The organism is Streptomyces sp. NBC_00887, from assembly GCF_045207585.1.
In genome coordinates, this window is record NZ_CP108788.1 from 122257 (window position 1) to 135641 (window position 13385).

Consider the following 13385-nt stretch of genomic DNA (forward strand, 5'->3'; position numbering starts at 1 on the left):
TACGACCGCGACCAGCTCCTGGCCCATGCCCTCGCAATGCGCCGTCCAAGGAACTCAGTCTCGCCAACTCACTCGCTCATCCGCCAACTGAAGCGCCAAAGGCCACAACCGGACGTCCTGGGGTCAGGAACAGACTCCGGCCTTGTCATTTATGGTCCGGTGTCGAACGCGGCTCGAACTTTGTCAGAGTTTCGCACTTCAGCGGACGAGAAGGCGGCCTCCGTCTGATCCCGTGCTCCGTCACAGAGTGGATCAACGCGAAGGCCGTGGTCGTGAGTTTGGTGCGTCAGGGCGTCCTGCGGGATGCGTTCGCGGAAGTGCCACACTTCCGGTCGGAGCTGTACGCGCGCTGCTGTGCACGGACGGGCCGGTGCGGACGCTGGTTGATCTCGCGCTCGCGCCTGAACACCGTCGTGGGCACGGGGCTTTGTACGGCGGACTCAACCACGGTCGGATCGACGTGGCCGGCTGCGTCGGACCCTCGTCGAGGTGCCGTTGCCGAGGGCAGCGGACGGTCGGCTCGTGCTGGCGGTGGATGTCTCGCCGTGGCTGCGTCCGGACGCCAACGCGTGTGCTGACCGGGCCTTTTGTCACACGTTCGGCCGGGGTGAGGGCAAGCATCAGATGGTGCCGGGCTGGCCGTACTCGGTGGTGGCTGCGTTGGAGACCGGCCGCACGTCTTGGACGGCGGTGCTGGACGCGGTCCGCCTGGAGCCAGGAACCGATGTCGCCGCGGTGACCACGGTGCAGGTCCGCGAGGTCGTCGAGCGGCTGGTCGCCGCTGGCCAGTGGCGGCCGGGTGACTACTCACGCTCAGGCCCGCCACCCACCCATGACCGGACCCTTCTTGCTCCTCAGTGCCCGCTCCAACGCAGGGAAGAACTCCAGCAGTTGGGTCCGCAGCCGGTTGGGCTGACGGGTGCGGTCGTTGACCAGGTCGAGGCGGCGGGCGGTGAGGGTGCGCAGGTCGACGGCTATCTCGTCGCCGGGCCGCAGGAGACCGAGGTCCTGGCGCATGCGTGCCTGGTCGGCGATGACGAACGCGTCCTTCTCATCCGTCTAGGACTTGTCCGGCCGATCATGTACGGAGGCAATCGGTAGCTTTGGCCGATTTCAAGGCTCCTCAGTGACACCCGTCGCCTGATGTACTGCCACGACTGACCAGTCCCGCTGCCTTATCGCGGATGGGCGGTATCGCGAGCGGTCTTCTCCCAAGTGGTGAGGTCGGAGCGGACGGCGTCGAGATGGGCGAGGACCGCGTCGACCGCGTCGCTGCCCAGGGGCAGGTGCAGCGGGGTCTGCTCGGCGTCCAAGGCGGCCAGGATCGCCGCCGCGGCCTTGGCTGGGTCGCCTGGTTCCGCGCCGCCGGCGGTCTGGGCCATCCGCCGGGTGGGACCGACTGCCTCGGCGTAGTCGGCGATCTCCTCACTGGCGCTGATGTTGCCCATCAGGCTGGTGCGGAAGGCGCCGGGCTCGACGATCAGCACCTTGATACCGAGCAGGCGTACCTCGTCGACCAGCGCCTCCGAGAATCCTTCCAGAGCGAACTTGGTGGCGCTGTAGGCGGAGAACCCGGCGAAGGACATCTGACCGCCCATGCTGCTCATCTGGACGATCGCGCCGCTGCGTCGGGCGCGCATGTGCGGGAGCACGGCCCGGACCAGTGCGGCGGGGCCGAAGAGGTGCAGGTCGAACAGAGACCGCAGTTCGGCGTCGGTGGTCTCCTCGGCGGCGCCGATGTGACTGCGTCCGGCGTTGTTGACCAGCACATCGATCCTGCCGTGACGGTCCACCACATTCAGCACGGTGGCCTCGATTCCTGCGGTGTCGGTGACGTCGAGCGGCACCGCCTCCACCTGGTCGGGGTGCGCGGCGACCAGGCCGGCCAGCGCGTCGACGCGGCGCGCGGTGGCCACCACCACGTCCCCGGCGGCGACCGCCGCTTCGGTGATCGCGCGGCCGAAGCCGCTGCTCGCCCCGGTCACCAGCCATACCTTGCTCATCGGACATCCCTTCCCGGAAAGTGCTGCGGATCTTTCGGGTTCAACCCTGCCGGGGCATCGGTCGCCCGTCCAAGACCCGCTGTGATAACCAATGGTTATGGATGTGCATGGGAGGGATCTTCGGTATTTCGCCGCCGTAGCGGAGGAACTGCACTTCACCCGTGCGGCCGAGCGGCTGTTCGTCTCCCAGCCCGCGCTGAGCAAGCAGATCCGGATGCTGGAACGGCAGCTCGGCGCGCCGCTGTTCGAGCGCGACCGGCAGGGTGTCCGACTCACGCCGGTGGGTGCCGCGCTGCTGCCCCACGCCTCTCAGGTGCTCGCCGCCTGGGACGCCGCGCGGGAGGCGGTCGAGGTCGCCAAGGCCGGGCAGCGGACGACCCTCCTCGTAGGGATGAGCACCAGCCCGGGCCGCAGCGGTCTGCTGCCGGCGATCAGATCCCGCTTCACCGGCGCACACCCCGACGTCACCGTGAAACTGCGCCAGGTCAGCTGGGAGGACTCGACCGCGGGACTCTCGGACGCCTCCAGCGACCTCGCTTTCATCTGGCTGCCCCTGCCTGACCCCGACCGCTACACCTGGGTGGTGGTGGCCGAGGAACCGCGCCTGGTCGCCCTGCCCCAGGAGCATCTGCTGGCCGCTCGCGCAGCCATCGACTTCGCCGACCTGCTGGACGAGCCCTTCCTCGCGCTACCGGAGAGCGCCGGGGCGCTGCGGGATTACTGGCTCGCGCTGGACGCCCGCGGTGGCAGGCCGCTGCGCATCGGGGCTGAAATCGCCAGTACCGACGAGACGTACGAAGCGCTCGTGGACGGACGCGGCGTCTGCCTGCTGGCCAGCGGGAACGCACCACTGATTGCCCTGGGCGGCGTCGTCACCCGCCCGGTGCGTGGTATCTCCCCCAGCCGGCTCGCGCTCGCCTGGCGTGCCGACGACCACCGTCCCCTGGTACTGGACTACGCACGAGCCTGTCGACAGGCGACCGGACAACCCTGAACGCACCACCCATGAGCCGAAGCCGACTTCCCCAGCCGTCCCACACCGACATCCCGCGGTCCCGCAATCGAACAGTGCGGCTACCCTCCGCGACTCCTCCCCAAGACCTGTGCCAGAGCCGCAACTGGCGTACATAGCTACCGGGTCACCATGTGCGACAACGGCAGCCCCTCCATCCTCCTCGGGCTCCAGCAGACGCTGCTGACGGAGTTCTCGCCATCGGCGACACCGCTCCGGTCCGGTGTGCGATGGGCAAGGGACGCTGCGTGCTCAGCTCGTGATCGCCACGTTCCACGTGATCCCGTGGGGGGCGAGGAAGTCGAGGAAGCCGACGCAGTCGTAACCCTGCGCGGGCGTGAGCACTCCGCCGGGGGCTCCGTCGGCGACGAGCCGGCGCACCCCCTCGACGGCGATCACGGCGGTGATCCCGTAGATGTCGGTGCCCCGCAGCTCTCCCCTGGCCTTTCGTCCGTCCTCGCCGAGGGCCTCCGCGACGATGGTGAAGGTGGCGGCTGGACGCCGGTCGCCCGATGGGCCCTCCGGCAGACCGCTGACGAACGTGTCCAGTTCGTCTGCCGGGGACTGCAGGAGGGCGGACATTTCCGGGGTGAACGCCGCCGCGTCCATGATGACCTCGACACGGCGTGCGGGCACGTGGCGGGGAACGGTGATGACCTCGGCGCCGGGCCACCTGAGTGTCGGCGACTCCTCCAGGTCGCCGGGGTAGGCGAACGATGTGCGCTTGGCCGGGATGCCGCCCGCCCTCCACTGGCCGTCCTCGTAGACGACGTCGCCGCTTCTGATCATCTCGACCGCCGAGCGGATGGTGCCGCGTGTCATGTCGAACTCGCCCACGCGGTAGGCGACGGTGAGCTCCTCTACCGGTCCGGTGCGCTGACCGGTGAGGTGCGCGATCATGTCGCCGAGGAGGATGTCGTAGCCCATTGCCGGGATGACGCTCACTCCGGCGCGCTCGGCGTCCTCGGCGTAGGTGTCGAAGACGCGCTGCAGGAAGAGCTGTTCGGCTGATGTGTCGACGTAGTGGCAGCCGGCGGCGATGGCCGCGCGTACCACCGGCTCGCCCGCCGAGATGAAGGGTCCGGCGCAGTTGATGACCGCGTCGCAGCCGTGAAACGCCTCGGCCAGCGCCGGCTCGTCGTCGGCGTCGGCGATACGCAGCTCGGCGTCGCCGGCGCCCGCCCCGTCGGCGGCGGCACGCAGCCGCGTGGCGTTGCGGCCGGAGAGCACCATGTCGAAGCCTCTGCGGCGCAGCTCTTCGATCATGAGCTTTCCGGTGTATCCGTTTGCTCCGTAGACAGCGATCTTCACACGAATCTCCTGGCGGGCGAGGACTGGTTGCAGTGACCCTAATACGTACGACCGTATATGACAATGCGGACGTTCGTATTCTGCTTTAGGATGGAAGCATGTCTACCTACCGCCCTGGAGACGAGCGCCGCCGCGCCGTCCTGGAGCGCGCGATGCACCTGGCGTCGGTCGAGGGTCTGGAAGGAATCTCGCTGGGCGGGCTGGCGAGCGCGCTGGGCATGAGTAAAAGCGGAGTGCAGGGCCTGTTCGGTACCAAGCAGGAACTGCAGCTGGAGGTCGTCGCCGCCGCGACGCAGGACTTCGCCCAACGCGTGCTGCGCAAGACCGAGCACGCGGACGACGGGCTGCCCCGCCTGCGCGCCCTGCTCGAAGCCTGGATCGATTACCTCGAGACCTTCGAAGGCGGCTGCTTCTTCTTCGCCACCGCGAACGAGTTCGACGGCCGCGTGGGGCCCGTCCGTGACGCGATCACCAATGCGGCGGCCAGCGGATACGAGACCCTGCGCAAGCAGATCCGCCTCGCCTGCCGCCTCGGTGAACTCGCCTCCGACACCGACGTCGAGCAACTCATCTTCGAATTCCACGGCGCGGCACTGCAGGCCAACTACGCCCGCAGACTCCTCGGCCAGCCGGACGCCTACGACCGCGCCCGCCGCGCGATACACGAGCGACTCGACCGCGGCGGGGGAGTGTCATGAATCAGGTGTGAGCCTTCTACGAGTCGGGGCGGGAGCAGGCGAGGTGATGGTGTCTGACGTTAGGGCCCAGGGCCTTTTCTTCCTCCGGTTTCCCGGTCGGCTGTGCCACCGCTGGTGACCTTGGCCAGGTCATTCCTTCTCCTGCTCCCGCCACTTCGAACCGTGCATGCGGTTTTCCCGCACACGGCTCACCGACGCCGTTCACCGCCGGCATTCGGTCTTTCCCGCCAGGCTTGGTGGCCCTGGGCGGAACGACGGCTCCGGCGAAGCTGAGCAGGCCGCAGTGGTCTGGCGAGAGGTTCGTCCTGGCTCCAGGCCGCGCGCACCTCGTAGTAGGTGTACGGCTCGAACTCTGGCTGGGTCAGCCGGGCGAGCCGCAGGTTGCCGCGGTCGTCGAGGCCGGCGGCCTCGATCGGCTCGATGCCGAAGTCGGCGAGGCGGGCGTTGATCAGTTCGGCGTGGCGCTGGACACGCTGCAGGACCTGGGCGACGATGCCGATCTTCTGCTCCTGGTGGGCGGCTTCGGCGGCGGCGAGCCAGTCCGGGATGACGGGCTGGTCGGTGGTGGGTGTGGTCATCGGCTTTTCTCGTCAGGTGCGTTGGGGTGGTTCGGAGCCCGGTGCCCTCGACGCGGACGCGCGGGTACAACCCGATACGCTTGCTCACCTGGAGAGTGCTTCTTTCCGTGCAGCCAACAGGACCCTAGACAGTCCCATCGTTGCAGTTCAGGAGCAATCTCCGCTTATTTGATCAAGACGTGGACGAGCACGCCTATGAAAGCTCAGGTGGCTCGCAGCGCCCACGGGATGACCGACGAGCAGGTGCAGAAGTCACGCCTGCAGTTCCCGATCTGCGACACCGCCGACGCGTTCGATAGGGCAGCGAAGTTAGCTGGGACACGCCCCAGGGCGCTGGGATTGACCTTTTGACGCGTCGCGATACGTTGGCGTCTCTATCAGTGGACAGCGATGAGAGGATCCGGCGTTGGCTGGAATAGGCGTGGGCTACCGGCCGTACACGGAGTTGCTGTTCGTCTGGAAACACAAGCCGGAGCTGAACGACGCGATGTCGTCGCTGGTGCCACCCGAGTTCCAGCCCACTTACTGGGAGATGGTGGCGGGCCCAGCGAACTACGCCCGGTTGGGCCGGGAGGACGGCCTGCGCTGGTGGATGGCGGCGCACCAGTCCCCCGACGACCGGATGAGGTTGGAAATCTCGCCGGGGGTCTACCTCAGCCGCGATGAACTGACCGAGCTGGAGCAGCGACTGACCACGCCGTCAGTGGCACAGCACATGGCTGCCAGGACCGTGGTGGTGGGTGCGGGGGTGGACCCGTTCGACGGTGATCCGGCGCTGAACCGGCGTCTCCAGGCAGCGATGCGTAGCCGCCAGCACTGGACAACCGCGCACCGCACGAAACTCTGACGACCGTCGCCGCACCCGCGGCTACCGAAATCGAGTCGACCCGCTCGCGATCCTGTTGCGGGTGACGCACGTGTTCGAGTTGAAGACGCGCCGCTCAGCGCCGGGCCGCCGCCCGGTGCTGATCCGGTTGTTGTCTGGCCTTCGAGATGCGGAACGCGGGCCTAGCCTCGATCTTTCTTGACGGTCCGCCGACGGAGTCGGCGGACCGTCAAGAAAGGAACCGGCACCACGTGCCATGGCAGCGGCTCGACAAACCAGATCAGTAATCGGTGAGATCCACGATCACGTCGCAGTGTGGGTCGTCGGAAGGCTGGTGCAGATACTCGTTCGCCAAGAACGCTGGGGAAACCAGGGAGCCGATCAGGCCAGGACCCGTATGACTGATCAGCACATCCACGCCGTAGGTGCGGTCCCGTTCCGGTGAACGGAAGTAGAGGCGCATGCGGTCGTCGCCCGTGATGACCGCGCCGATGAAGAGCGGCTTCCACGACACGTGTGTGGTGACGAGGGAGCGCACGAGATCGAGCAGACGCCCCGTGGCCGCCGACTCGATGTCTGGTTCGGAAGAATTCACACCTTGGCCCATGCCGGACACTTGTTCCCGCAACTCCAGCCAGCCCATGCCGAAGAAGCACCCCGCTTGCCCAGCTCGGCGATTCGGCCGGGCTGAACGTGCTGGTCAGGGCTTCCCGGCGGGCCGGGCTGAGCGATGTTGCGCTGGCGCTGGCGTGTGTGCCGCAGCCGGTATTGCGGATACTGGAGATGACGGGGGGAGCCGGGATCAGACCCGGCTCGAACAGCGGCGTCTTGCTGGAGCGGCGTGTCACGGCCGGAAGGCGGGCAGCTGCTGGAACACGCGGTCCAGCAGGTCCGGCGACGGCTTCCACGGCACGACCTGCCCGCGCGCCGGGCCGGGCAGGGGCAGCTCCTGAACGTCGGCAAGCGCCAGCTGCCAGGCTCCCGGGTGCGCCCACTGCGAGCAGAGCGGTGCTCCGTCGTGGTCCTGGTGGCAGCCGGTGATCCGGGCGATGCCGACCACCGCGCCCGTGACCAGCTGGCGGCCGCGGATCGTGCGGCCGATCAGCGGGATGCGCAGGGCGGGCTGGTCGATGGTCTTGCTCGTGTGCAGCAGCACCCAGCCGGTCCGCCACCGGGCGGTCCGGTTCTCCACCGTCTTGGCACCGGCGAGGATGCAGGCCGCGTACGGCTGCCTGACGCTGATGCCGCGGATCCAGTCGCCCTCGGGCAGAGCAGCGGTGCTCATGCGGCTCGCCCTCGCAGGCTGGTGCCCGGACGCCCGGCCCGGCGGCCGTTGACCGACGCAACCGTGGTGTGCGCCGTGGCGGCGATGACGGCGTGGCCGGTGTGCTTGCCGTCGTACAGGGCCGCGTCGGCGGCCCGCTGCAACACGGCCAGGTCGCTGGAGCCGACGATGTCCGGCGTCGCGGCACCGACCGAGGCGGCGACGTCGACGGTGCGGCCGTCGTCCAGGACGACCGGCGTGCGCAGCATGCGGACCAGCTGTGCGAGGCGCTGCTCCAGGCGAGGTGCGGGCAGTTCCAGGACGACCGCGAACTCATCGCCCCCGAGGCGGCCGACGGATGCGCGCGGGCCCGCCCAGGCGGTGAGCCGGGCCCCGAACGCCGCGAGGACAGCGTCGCCGGCCGGGTGTCCCATCGTGTCGTTCACGGCCTTGAAGTGGTCGGCGTCGATCATGACCAGAGCCGTGTCGTCGCCGTGGCGGGCCAGGAGCCGGCGGGCGCGGGCGGTGTAGGCGTCGCGGCGCAACAGGCCGGTCAGCGGGTCGCGGCGGGTCGCGGCGAGCTGCTTGTGCAGCGCGACCGCGTGGACCGCCCAGCCGGTCAGCGGCACCGCGGCGGTCGTCAGTAAGAGGGTGCGCTGGCCGATCCGGCCTTGAACGCGCAGGAGGGAGGACATACTTGGGTTCTCCGTCTCGTCTCGTACGGGATGGATGGGCCCGGGGCAGCCGTCTAGGACTTGTCCGGCCGATCATGCGCGGAGCCAGATGACGAGGGCTGCGGCGGTCGCGGTTCCGAGGAAGACGTAGCCGCGCTTGTCATAGCGGGTGGCCACGGCTCTGGCGTGCTTGAGCCTGTTGATGGCCCGTTCGACGGTGTTGCGCTTCTTGTACCGCTCTTCGTCGAAGCTTGGTGGCCGCCCGCCGCGTGAGCCTTTGCGTAGACGGGTGGCCTGGCTGTCGGTTTTCTCGGGGATGGTGTGCCGGATGCCCCGTTGTCGCAGGTAGTCCCGGCAGGGGCCGTTGCTGTAGGCCTTGTCGGCCGCGAGGCTGTCAGGCTTCTTGCGCGGCCTGCCCGGCCCGGTCCGCGGGACGCGGATTTTCTCCAGCACGGGCTTGAACTGGGTGCAGTCCGCCCGCTGTCCGGGGGTGACGATCAGGGACAGCGGGCGGCAGCGGCCGTCCGCGCTCAGGTGGAGCTTGGTGGTGAACCCGCCGCGCGAGCGGCCCAGGCCCTCACCTCCTGCACCACCTCCACCAGGCGGGCGACGAGGCTCTGCCACGGCGTCTCGTCCTGGTGTTCTGCCGCTGCGTCCCCCTTTGAGGCGGGCGTCGGCGGTGGTTGGGTTCGGGCGCCGGCCGCGTGCTGATGGGCCCGCACGATGGTGGAGTCGACCGAGACGTCCCAGTCGATGTCGCCTGCCGCGTCGGCTGCGGCCTGGACCTGCTGGAGCAGTCGTTCCCAGGTTCCGTCGGCCGACCACAGGCGGTGGCGTTCATAGACCGTCTTCCACGGGCCGAATCGTTCGGGCAGGTCACGCCATTGAACGCCGGTCCGCACCCGGTGCAAAATCCCGTCGATCACCTGCCGGTGATCCCGCCACCTGCCACAACGCCTGTTACTCACCGGCAGGAACGGCCGCAGCCGTTCCCACTCAGAATCCGTCAGATCACCCCGCCCCATGCCCACATCAACGACACGACAACGGAGTAGTCACATGATCGGCCGGACAAGTCCTAAGCGGTCTCGGTGAAGTCAACTCCCTGTTGGGGTAGGAGCCTTGGCGGGAAGTGGTGATGATGCCGAAGATCCTGACAGTGGAGTTGACGTCCGAGCAGCAGGCCGAGGTGCGCCGACGGCTGGCCGGGCGTGACCTGTCACGTAACGAGCGGCGACGGTTGGAGTGCATCCGGCTGCTGGGCCGGGGCTTGACCGTGTCACAGGTCGCCGACCTGCTGGAATGCAACCCGGTCACGGTCCGCGATGCGGTGCACCGTTTCACTTGCGGCGGGTTCGACGCCCTGGCCGATGCCCCGCGTCCAGGACGGCCCGCCCAGATCACCGACGACGATCTGCAGGCGCTGGGCGTGTTACTGGATGCCTCGGCCGAGGCAGGGGTGACCTGGACAGCCCCCGAGCTGTGCGACTGGCTGGCCACGGAGCGAGACGTGCGTGCGTGTATCGGCGGCGTGGCTGACCGAGCTGCTGCACCGCGAGGGATTTCGGCGGAAACGCACCCGCGACAGCCTCCGGCACAAGGCCGACCCCGTCCTTCAGCAGGCCGCCCGGGACCAGCTGGAGGACTTGCGGATTTACGAATGGAGGCCGACGTGGGCACGCGCGATGTGATCTTCCTCGACGAGTCCGGCTTCGCGCCCACCATGCCCACCGGCTACACCTGGTCACGTATAGGGCAGCGCGCAGTGGTGGCGCGCGAGGACACCCGCGACCGGCGGGTCAACGTGCGCTCGGTGCGCTGGTCGTGGGCGCCGATCCTGAACTGCTGTGGGAGCACACCCCCCGGCAAGATCAACGCGGCCGTGCTGCTGGAGTTCGTCTGCTCACGCCTGGCCGGCCTGCCCGGCGGAGCCGGCGCCTTGTCCCTGGCCGCGGACGGTGTCGGCGCCCGACTGCCCGTTTGGCGGCGGCCCCGGCCGTGCACAGTGGTACTGGACAACGCCTCCGCGCACATCGACAAAGTGTTCAAGGGCCGCCGCGAGCAACTGGCGAAGATCGGGGTGGAGCTGTTCTACCTGCCTCCCCGCAGCCCCGAGCTCAACGACATCGAGTACGTCTGGCGCTCGGCCAAGTACGAGGACTATCCCGACCGCGCCCACACCAGCATCGAAGCGATCGGTACCGCAGTAGACCGGGCACTGACCCGCCAACGAACCCGTATCCGAGGACAGCAGCGGACTTCACCGAGCCGCTTAGCCCAACAACCGGTTCCTGACCGCGGCGAGGACTTCCGTGCGGCTGCGCGGGCCGTTGTCGGCTGCAATGAGGTGGTCGCCGATGCGCAGTGAGAAGGTGATCAGGCAGCGGGCCTCGACATCGCCCTCGTCGGGACAGAAGGCCCCGTAGAGCTCGCGCAGATAGTCCATGCGCCGGTTGTCGGCCCGGCGGAGGCAACGCGCGACGCCTTCGTCGCGCCGGGCCCAGTCGCGGATCGCGAGCTCGACCCCGGCGCTGGTCACGGGCGTCTCGCCCGACCCCACGAAGTCGAAGAGACGCCCGAGCCGGTCGCGGGCGTCGCCCCCGTCGTTCTCGATCCGCTCGATGACATCCTCGGTGACCCCGCGCTCCCAGGTGCCGAGCATCTCTTCCAGCAGGGCGGCGCGGTTGCGGAAGTAGCCGTAGAAACCGCCCTTGCTGACGCCGAGCGCCTGGGCGAGGACCTCAACCCGGACAGCCTCGGGGCCGCCGGCGGCGAGCGCCCGCAGCCCCTCCTCGATCCACTTCTCCCGCGGCGTACGGATCGCGCCCATGCCGTGTCTCCCCTCACATACCCCGGCCAAGTATACGGAGCCGTATGGATGGGTCTATGCTCGATCTATACGTCACCGTATAGACAGGGGTTTGCCATGAGCGATCTGCGCCTTCCCTCAACCGACCACATGTCCCGCCCCTGGCGGATCCACGAGATCGCCGGCGACTTCCGGCTCGAGGATCTGTGGGCGCTGCCGACGCCGGGCGGCCCGGACGACCTGCACCACCTGATCCAGCAGATGGCGGACGGCAAGGACGGTCCGGACGGCGGCAACCCCGTGGGCCGCTTCCTTTTTGCGGTGCGCTGGAAGCTCGGCGCGCTGCTCGGCTGGGACAAGCCGGACTCGGGCGTCGGCGGCCGGGTGGCGACGCTGCGCGACCGGCTGCCGGACGACCTGCGCGAGGGGCCGCGGGGGCCCGACCTCAGCGCGGCACCCTTCACATCAGTCTTCCAGACACACGACGAGTGGGCCGCCGAGTACGCCAACAAGACCATGCACGGGCTGATGCACATCGGCTGGGTCTCCGACGGGAACGGCGGCTACCGCGGCCAGATGGCCGTGCTGGTCAAGCCCAACGGCCGCCTCGGCTCCCTGTACATGCTCGGCATCAAACCTTTCCGGTACCTGGGGGTGTACCCGGCCCTGATGCGATCGATCGGCCGGGAGTGGCGAGAGAACACGGCGCGCCGAACGGCACGCTGACGTCTCCCCTCCCCGTAACCCAGTCCGCCCAAGCCCCCGCTCCTCAAACACCGGCGGGGCTTGAGCGAAGGCACGAGGGATCGTGGTGGAGCTGTTCTACCCGCCACCCGCAACCCAGTCTCGAAGCGATCGGGAGCGCCATGGACTAGTAGGACTCCGTTACGTCTGTCTCGCGGTGCTGTTTGGGGGCATGTTGGGGGTGTGGACGCACATGAAGTGAACCGTGCTCGGGCGAAGTTGGGGTTATTCGTCGCTGATGTGTTCGCATCGGTGCCGCGCAAGGACCAGCGGGCCAAGGGCGACTGCTATCTGCGGGGGCTGATGCTGGACGGCCGCCGCAAGTCCGTCCAGGCCATGGCGGAGCGGCTGCCGGACGGCAACGAGCAGAACCTGCAGCAGTTCGTGAACCAGTCGACGTGGGATCCGGTGCCGGTGCGGCGGCGGATCGCCAAGCGGATGGTGCCGCAGATCGGCTCGGATGCCTGGGCGGTCGACGATGTGTCGTTCCCCAAGGACGGGAAGATGTCGGTGGCGGTTGCTCCCCAGTACTGCGGTGCCATGGGCAAGCAGGCGAACTGTCAGGTGGCGGTCAGCGTGCACGCGGTTACTGATGCCGCCTCCGTCCCGCTTCAGTGGCGGCTGTTCCTGCCCAGGGAGTGGGACAGCGACGCCGAACGCCGACGTCGCTGCCAGGTGCCTGATGAGGTCGGGCACCGGGAGAAGTGGCGCCTGGCCCTGGACGTCCTGGACGAGCTGGCCGGTTGGGGTCTCATCCCGCCGGTGGTGGTGGCCGACGCCGGCTACGGGCAGAACGCCGACTTCCGCGACGGGCTGCAACGCCGGAGCATCGGCTACGTGGTGGCGATCCGCTCGGACGTGACCGCCCACTCGCACGATGCGGTGCCCACTGCCCCGCCCTGGTCCGGCAACGGCCGCAAGCCTCAGCCCCGCTATCGCGACAAGCCGTCCCCGGTGGCCGCGCTCGCGGCGGACCAGGGGCGGCAGGCCTTCACCGAGGTGAGCTGGCGGGAAGGCTCCCGCGGGCCGATGCGTTCGCATTTCCTGTCCCTGCGGGTGCGGCCGGCCGGGGTCAAGTCCCGCCGCCTCGCCCAGGCCGCCACAGACGAAAACTGCTGGGACGGCGTCCTGCCCGACGTGACGCTGCTGGTCGAATGGCCCGCCGGCGCCGAGGCGCCCACCGGCTACTGGCTGTCCAACCTGCCCGACACGCTCTCCCTCGCCGAACTGGTCCGACTGGCGAAGATCCGCTGGCGCATCGAGCACGACTACCGCGAACTCAAGCACGGCCTCGGCCTGGACCACTTCGAAGGACGTTCCTGGACCGGCTGGCATCACCACGTCACCCTGGTCACCGCCGCCCACGCCTTCCTCACCAAACAGCGCCTGGCCCCAAAAGCCGATACACCGGACTCACCCTCTACCAGATCCTCGACACCATCCAGGACCTGCTGAACTGCTGGACC

Annotated in this window: 14 protein-coding genes and 4 pseudogenes; 9 read left to right on the forward strand and 9 right to left on the reverse strand. The window is 68.6% G+C overall.

Annotation, left to right across the window (positions count from 1 at the left end):
- Positions 1-296: 296 nt before the first annotated feature.
- A pseudogene (locus OG844_RS00605) lies at positions 297-804 on the forward strand (transposase); the annotation flags it as partial.
- 30 nt (positions 805-834) lie between these two features.
- Here the strand turns inward: OG844_RS00605 and OG844_RS00610 are convergent.
- Positions 835-1059 (reverse strand): annotated as a pseudogene (locus tag OG844_RS00610) (transposase); the annotation flags it as partial.
- Positions 1060-1175: 116 nt separating this feature from the next.
- Positions 1176-2003 (reverse strand): oxidoreductase, encoded by an 828-nt coding sequence (locus OG844_RS00615; RefSeq protein WP_365281059.1) that lies wholly within the window; start codon positions 2001-2003, stop codon positions 1176-1178.
- A 91-nt stretch (positions 2004-2094) separates the two neighbouring features.
- On the opposite strand from OG844_RS00615, the gene OG844_RS00620 reads away from it, so the two are divergent.
- Complete coding sequence (locus OG844_RS00620; protein WP_406387358.1) at positions 2095-2997, forward strand: LysR family transcriptional regulator; 903 nt, start codon at positions 2095-2097, stop codon at positions 2995-2997.
- 270 nt (positions 2998-3267) lie between these two features.
- Here OG844_RS00620 and OG844_RS00625 read toward each other — a convergent pair whose 3' ends face one another.
- Positions 3268-4326: a saccharopine dehydrogenase NADP-binding domain-containing protein gene (locus tag OG844_RS00625; RefSeq protein WP_365281053.1), complete on the reverse strand. Its 1059-nt coding sequence runs from the start codon at positions 4324-4326 to the stop codon at positions 3268-3270.
- Between the two features lie 98 nt (positions 4327-4424).
- Between OG844_RS00625 and OG844_RS00630 the strand changes: the two genes are divergently transcribed.
- Complete coding sequence (locus OG844_RS00630) at positions 4425-5024, forward strand: TetR/AcrR family transcriptional regulator (RefSeq protein ID WP_365281050.1); 600 nt, start codon at positions 4425-4427, stop codon at positions 5022-5024.
- A gap of 188 nt (positions 5025-5212) precedes the next feature.
- Here the strand turns inward: OG844_RS00630 and OG844_RS00635 are convergent, their stop codons facing one another.
- On the reverse strand, positions 5213-5602 hold the full coding sequence (locus tag OG844_RS00635; protein ID WP_406387360.1) for a hypothetical protein: 390 nt from the start codon (positions 5600-5602) through the stop codon (positions 5213-5215).
- 406 nt (positions 5603-6008) lie between these two features.
- On the opposite strand from OG844_RS00635, the gene OG844_RS00640 reads away from it, so the two are divergent.
- Positions 6009-6449: a hypothetical protein gene (locus tag OG844_RS00640; RefSeq protein WP_406387362.1), complete on the forward strand. Its 441-nt coding sequence runs from the start codon at positions 6009-6011 to the stop codon at positions 6447-6449.
- A gap of 259 nt (positions 6450-6708) precedes the next feature.
- Here the strand turns inward: OG844_RS00640 and OG844_RS00645 are convergent, their stop codons facing one another.
- The 4 genes from OG844_RS00645 to OG844_RS00660 all read right to left on the reverse strand — a co-directional run bounded on the left by OG844_RS00645 (position 6709) and on the right by OG844_RS00660 (position 9391).
- Positions 6709-7071 carry a hypothetical protein gene (locus OG844_RS00645; protein ID WP_406387363.1) on the reverse strand — a complete coding sequence of 121 codons (363 nt, stop codon included), beginning with the start codon at positions 7069-7071 and terminating at the stop codon, positions 6709-6711.
- Positions 7072-7272: 201 nt separating this feature from the next.
- On the reverse strand, positions 7273-7713 hold the full coding sequence (locus tag OG844_RS00650; protein WP_406387364.1) for a hypothetical protein: 441 nt from the start codon (positions 7711-7713) through the stop codon (positions 7273-7275).
- The gene (locus tag OG844_RS00655) at positions 7710-8387 is read right to left on the reverse strand and encodes a GGDEF domain-containing protein (protein WP_406387365.1); all 678 of its coding nucleotides are present in this window, start codon (positions 8385-8387) and stop codon (positions 7710-7712) included. The genes OG844_RS00650 and OG844_RS00655 overlap by 4 nt, the downstream gene beginning before the upstream one ends.
- Before the next feature lie 72 nt (positions 8388-8459).
- Positions 8460-9391, reverse strand: a protein-coding gene (locus tag OG844_RS00660) for an IS5 family transposase (protein WP_406387366.1) whose coding sequence is annotated in 2 segments (ribosomal slippage) — positions 8460-9011 and positions 9014-9391 — 930 coding nt in all. Because the reading frame shifts where the segments join, the coding sequence is not laid out codon by codon here.
- Positions 9392-9507: 116 nt separating this feature from the next.
- On the opposite strand from OG844_RS00660, the pseudogene OG844_RS00665 reads away from it, so the two are divergent.
- The 3 genes and pseudogenes from OG844_RS00665 to OG844_RS00675 form a co-directional block, all read left to right on the forward strand.
- Positions 9508-9870 (forward strand): annotated as a pseudogene (locus OG844_RS00665) (transposase); the annotation flags it as partial.
- A 10-nt stretch (positions 9871-9880) separates the two neighbouring features.
- A complete protein-coding gene (locus tag OG844_RS00670) occupies positions 9881-10057 on the forward strand; it encodes a hypothetical protein (RefSeq protein WP_406395943.1) in 177 nt (58 codons plus the stop codon).
- A gap of 317 nt (positions 10058-10374) precedes the next feature.
- A pseudogene (locus tag OG844_RS00675) lies at positions 10375-10734 on the forward strand (transposase); the annotation flags it as partial.
- Here OG844_RS00675 and OG844_RS00680 read toward each other — a convergent pair.
- Complete coding sequence (locus OG844_RS00680; protein WP_406387368.1) at positions 10639-11196, reverse strand: TetR/AcrR family transcriptional regulator; 558 nt, start codon at positions 11194-11196, stop codon at positions 10639-10641. The pseudogene OG844_RS00675 and the gene OG844_RS00680 sit on opposite strands and share 96 nt — an antisense overlap.
- 96 nt (positions 11197-11292) lie before the next feature.
- On the opposite strand from OG844_RS00680, the gene OG844_RS00685 reads away from it, so the two are divergent.
- A complete protein-coding gene (locus OG844_RS00685) occupies positions 11293-11901 on the forward strand; it encodes a DUF2867 domain-containing protein (protein WP_406387369.1) in 609 nt (202 codons plus the stop codon).
- 201 nt (positions 11902-12102) lie between these two features.
- Positions 12103-13374, forward strand: coding sequence for an IS701 family transposase (locus OG844_RS00690; protein ID WP_406387371.1), 1272 nt, complete (start codon positions 12103-12105; stop codon positions 13372-13374).
- Positions 13375-13385: the final 11 nt, after the last annotated feature.

What these genes read in the sequence shown, in the direction of transcription:
- OG844_RS00650 (WP_406387364.1), bottom strand. Translation starts at nt 7,713, where the DNA reads ATGAGCACCGCTGCTCTGCCCGAGGGCGACTGGATCCGCGGCATCAGC.
- OG844_RS00635 (WP_406387360.1), bottom strand. Translation starts at nt 5,602, where the DNA reads ATGACCACACCCACCACCGACCAGCCCGTCATCCCGGACTGGCTCGCC.
- OG844_RS00685 (WP_406387369.1), top strand. Translation starts at nt 11,293, where the DNA reads ATGAGCGATCTGCGCCTTCCCTCAACCGACCACATGTCCCGCCCCTGG.
- OG844_RS00680 (WP_406387368.1), bottom strand. Translation starts at nt 11,196, where the DNA reads ATGGGCGCGATCCGTACGCCGCGGGAGAAGTGGATCGAGGAGGGGCTG.
- OG844_RS00630 (WP_365281050.1), top strand. Translation starts at nt 4,425, where the DNA reads ATGTCTACCTACCGCCCTGGAGACGAGCGCCGCCGCGCCGTCCTGGAG.
- OG844_RS00615 (WP_365281059.1), bottom strand. Translation starts at nt 2,003, where the DNA reads ATGAGCAAGGTATGGCTGGTGACCGGGGCGAGCAGCGGCTTCGGCCGC.
- OG844_RS00645 (WP_406387363.1), bottom strand. Translation starts at nt 7,071, where the DNA reads ATGGGCTGGCTGGAGTTGCGGGAACAAGTGTCCGGCATGGGCCAAGGT.
- OG844_RS00655 (WP_406387365.1), bottom strand. Translation starts at nt 8,387, where the DNA reads ATGTCCTCCCTCCTGCGCGTTCAAGGCCGGATCGGCCAGCGCACCCTC.
- OG844_RS00620 (WP_406387358.1), top strand. Translation starts at nt 2,095, where the DNA reads ATGGTTATGGATGTGCATGGGAGGGATCTTCGGTATTTCGCCGCCGTA.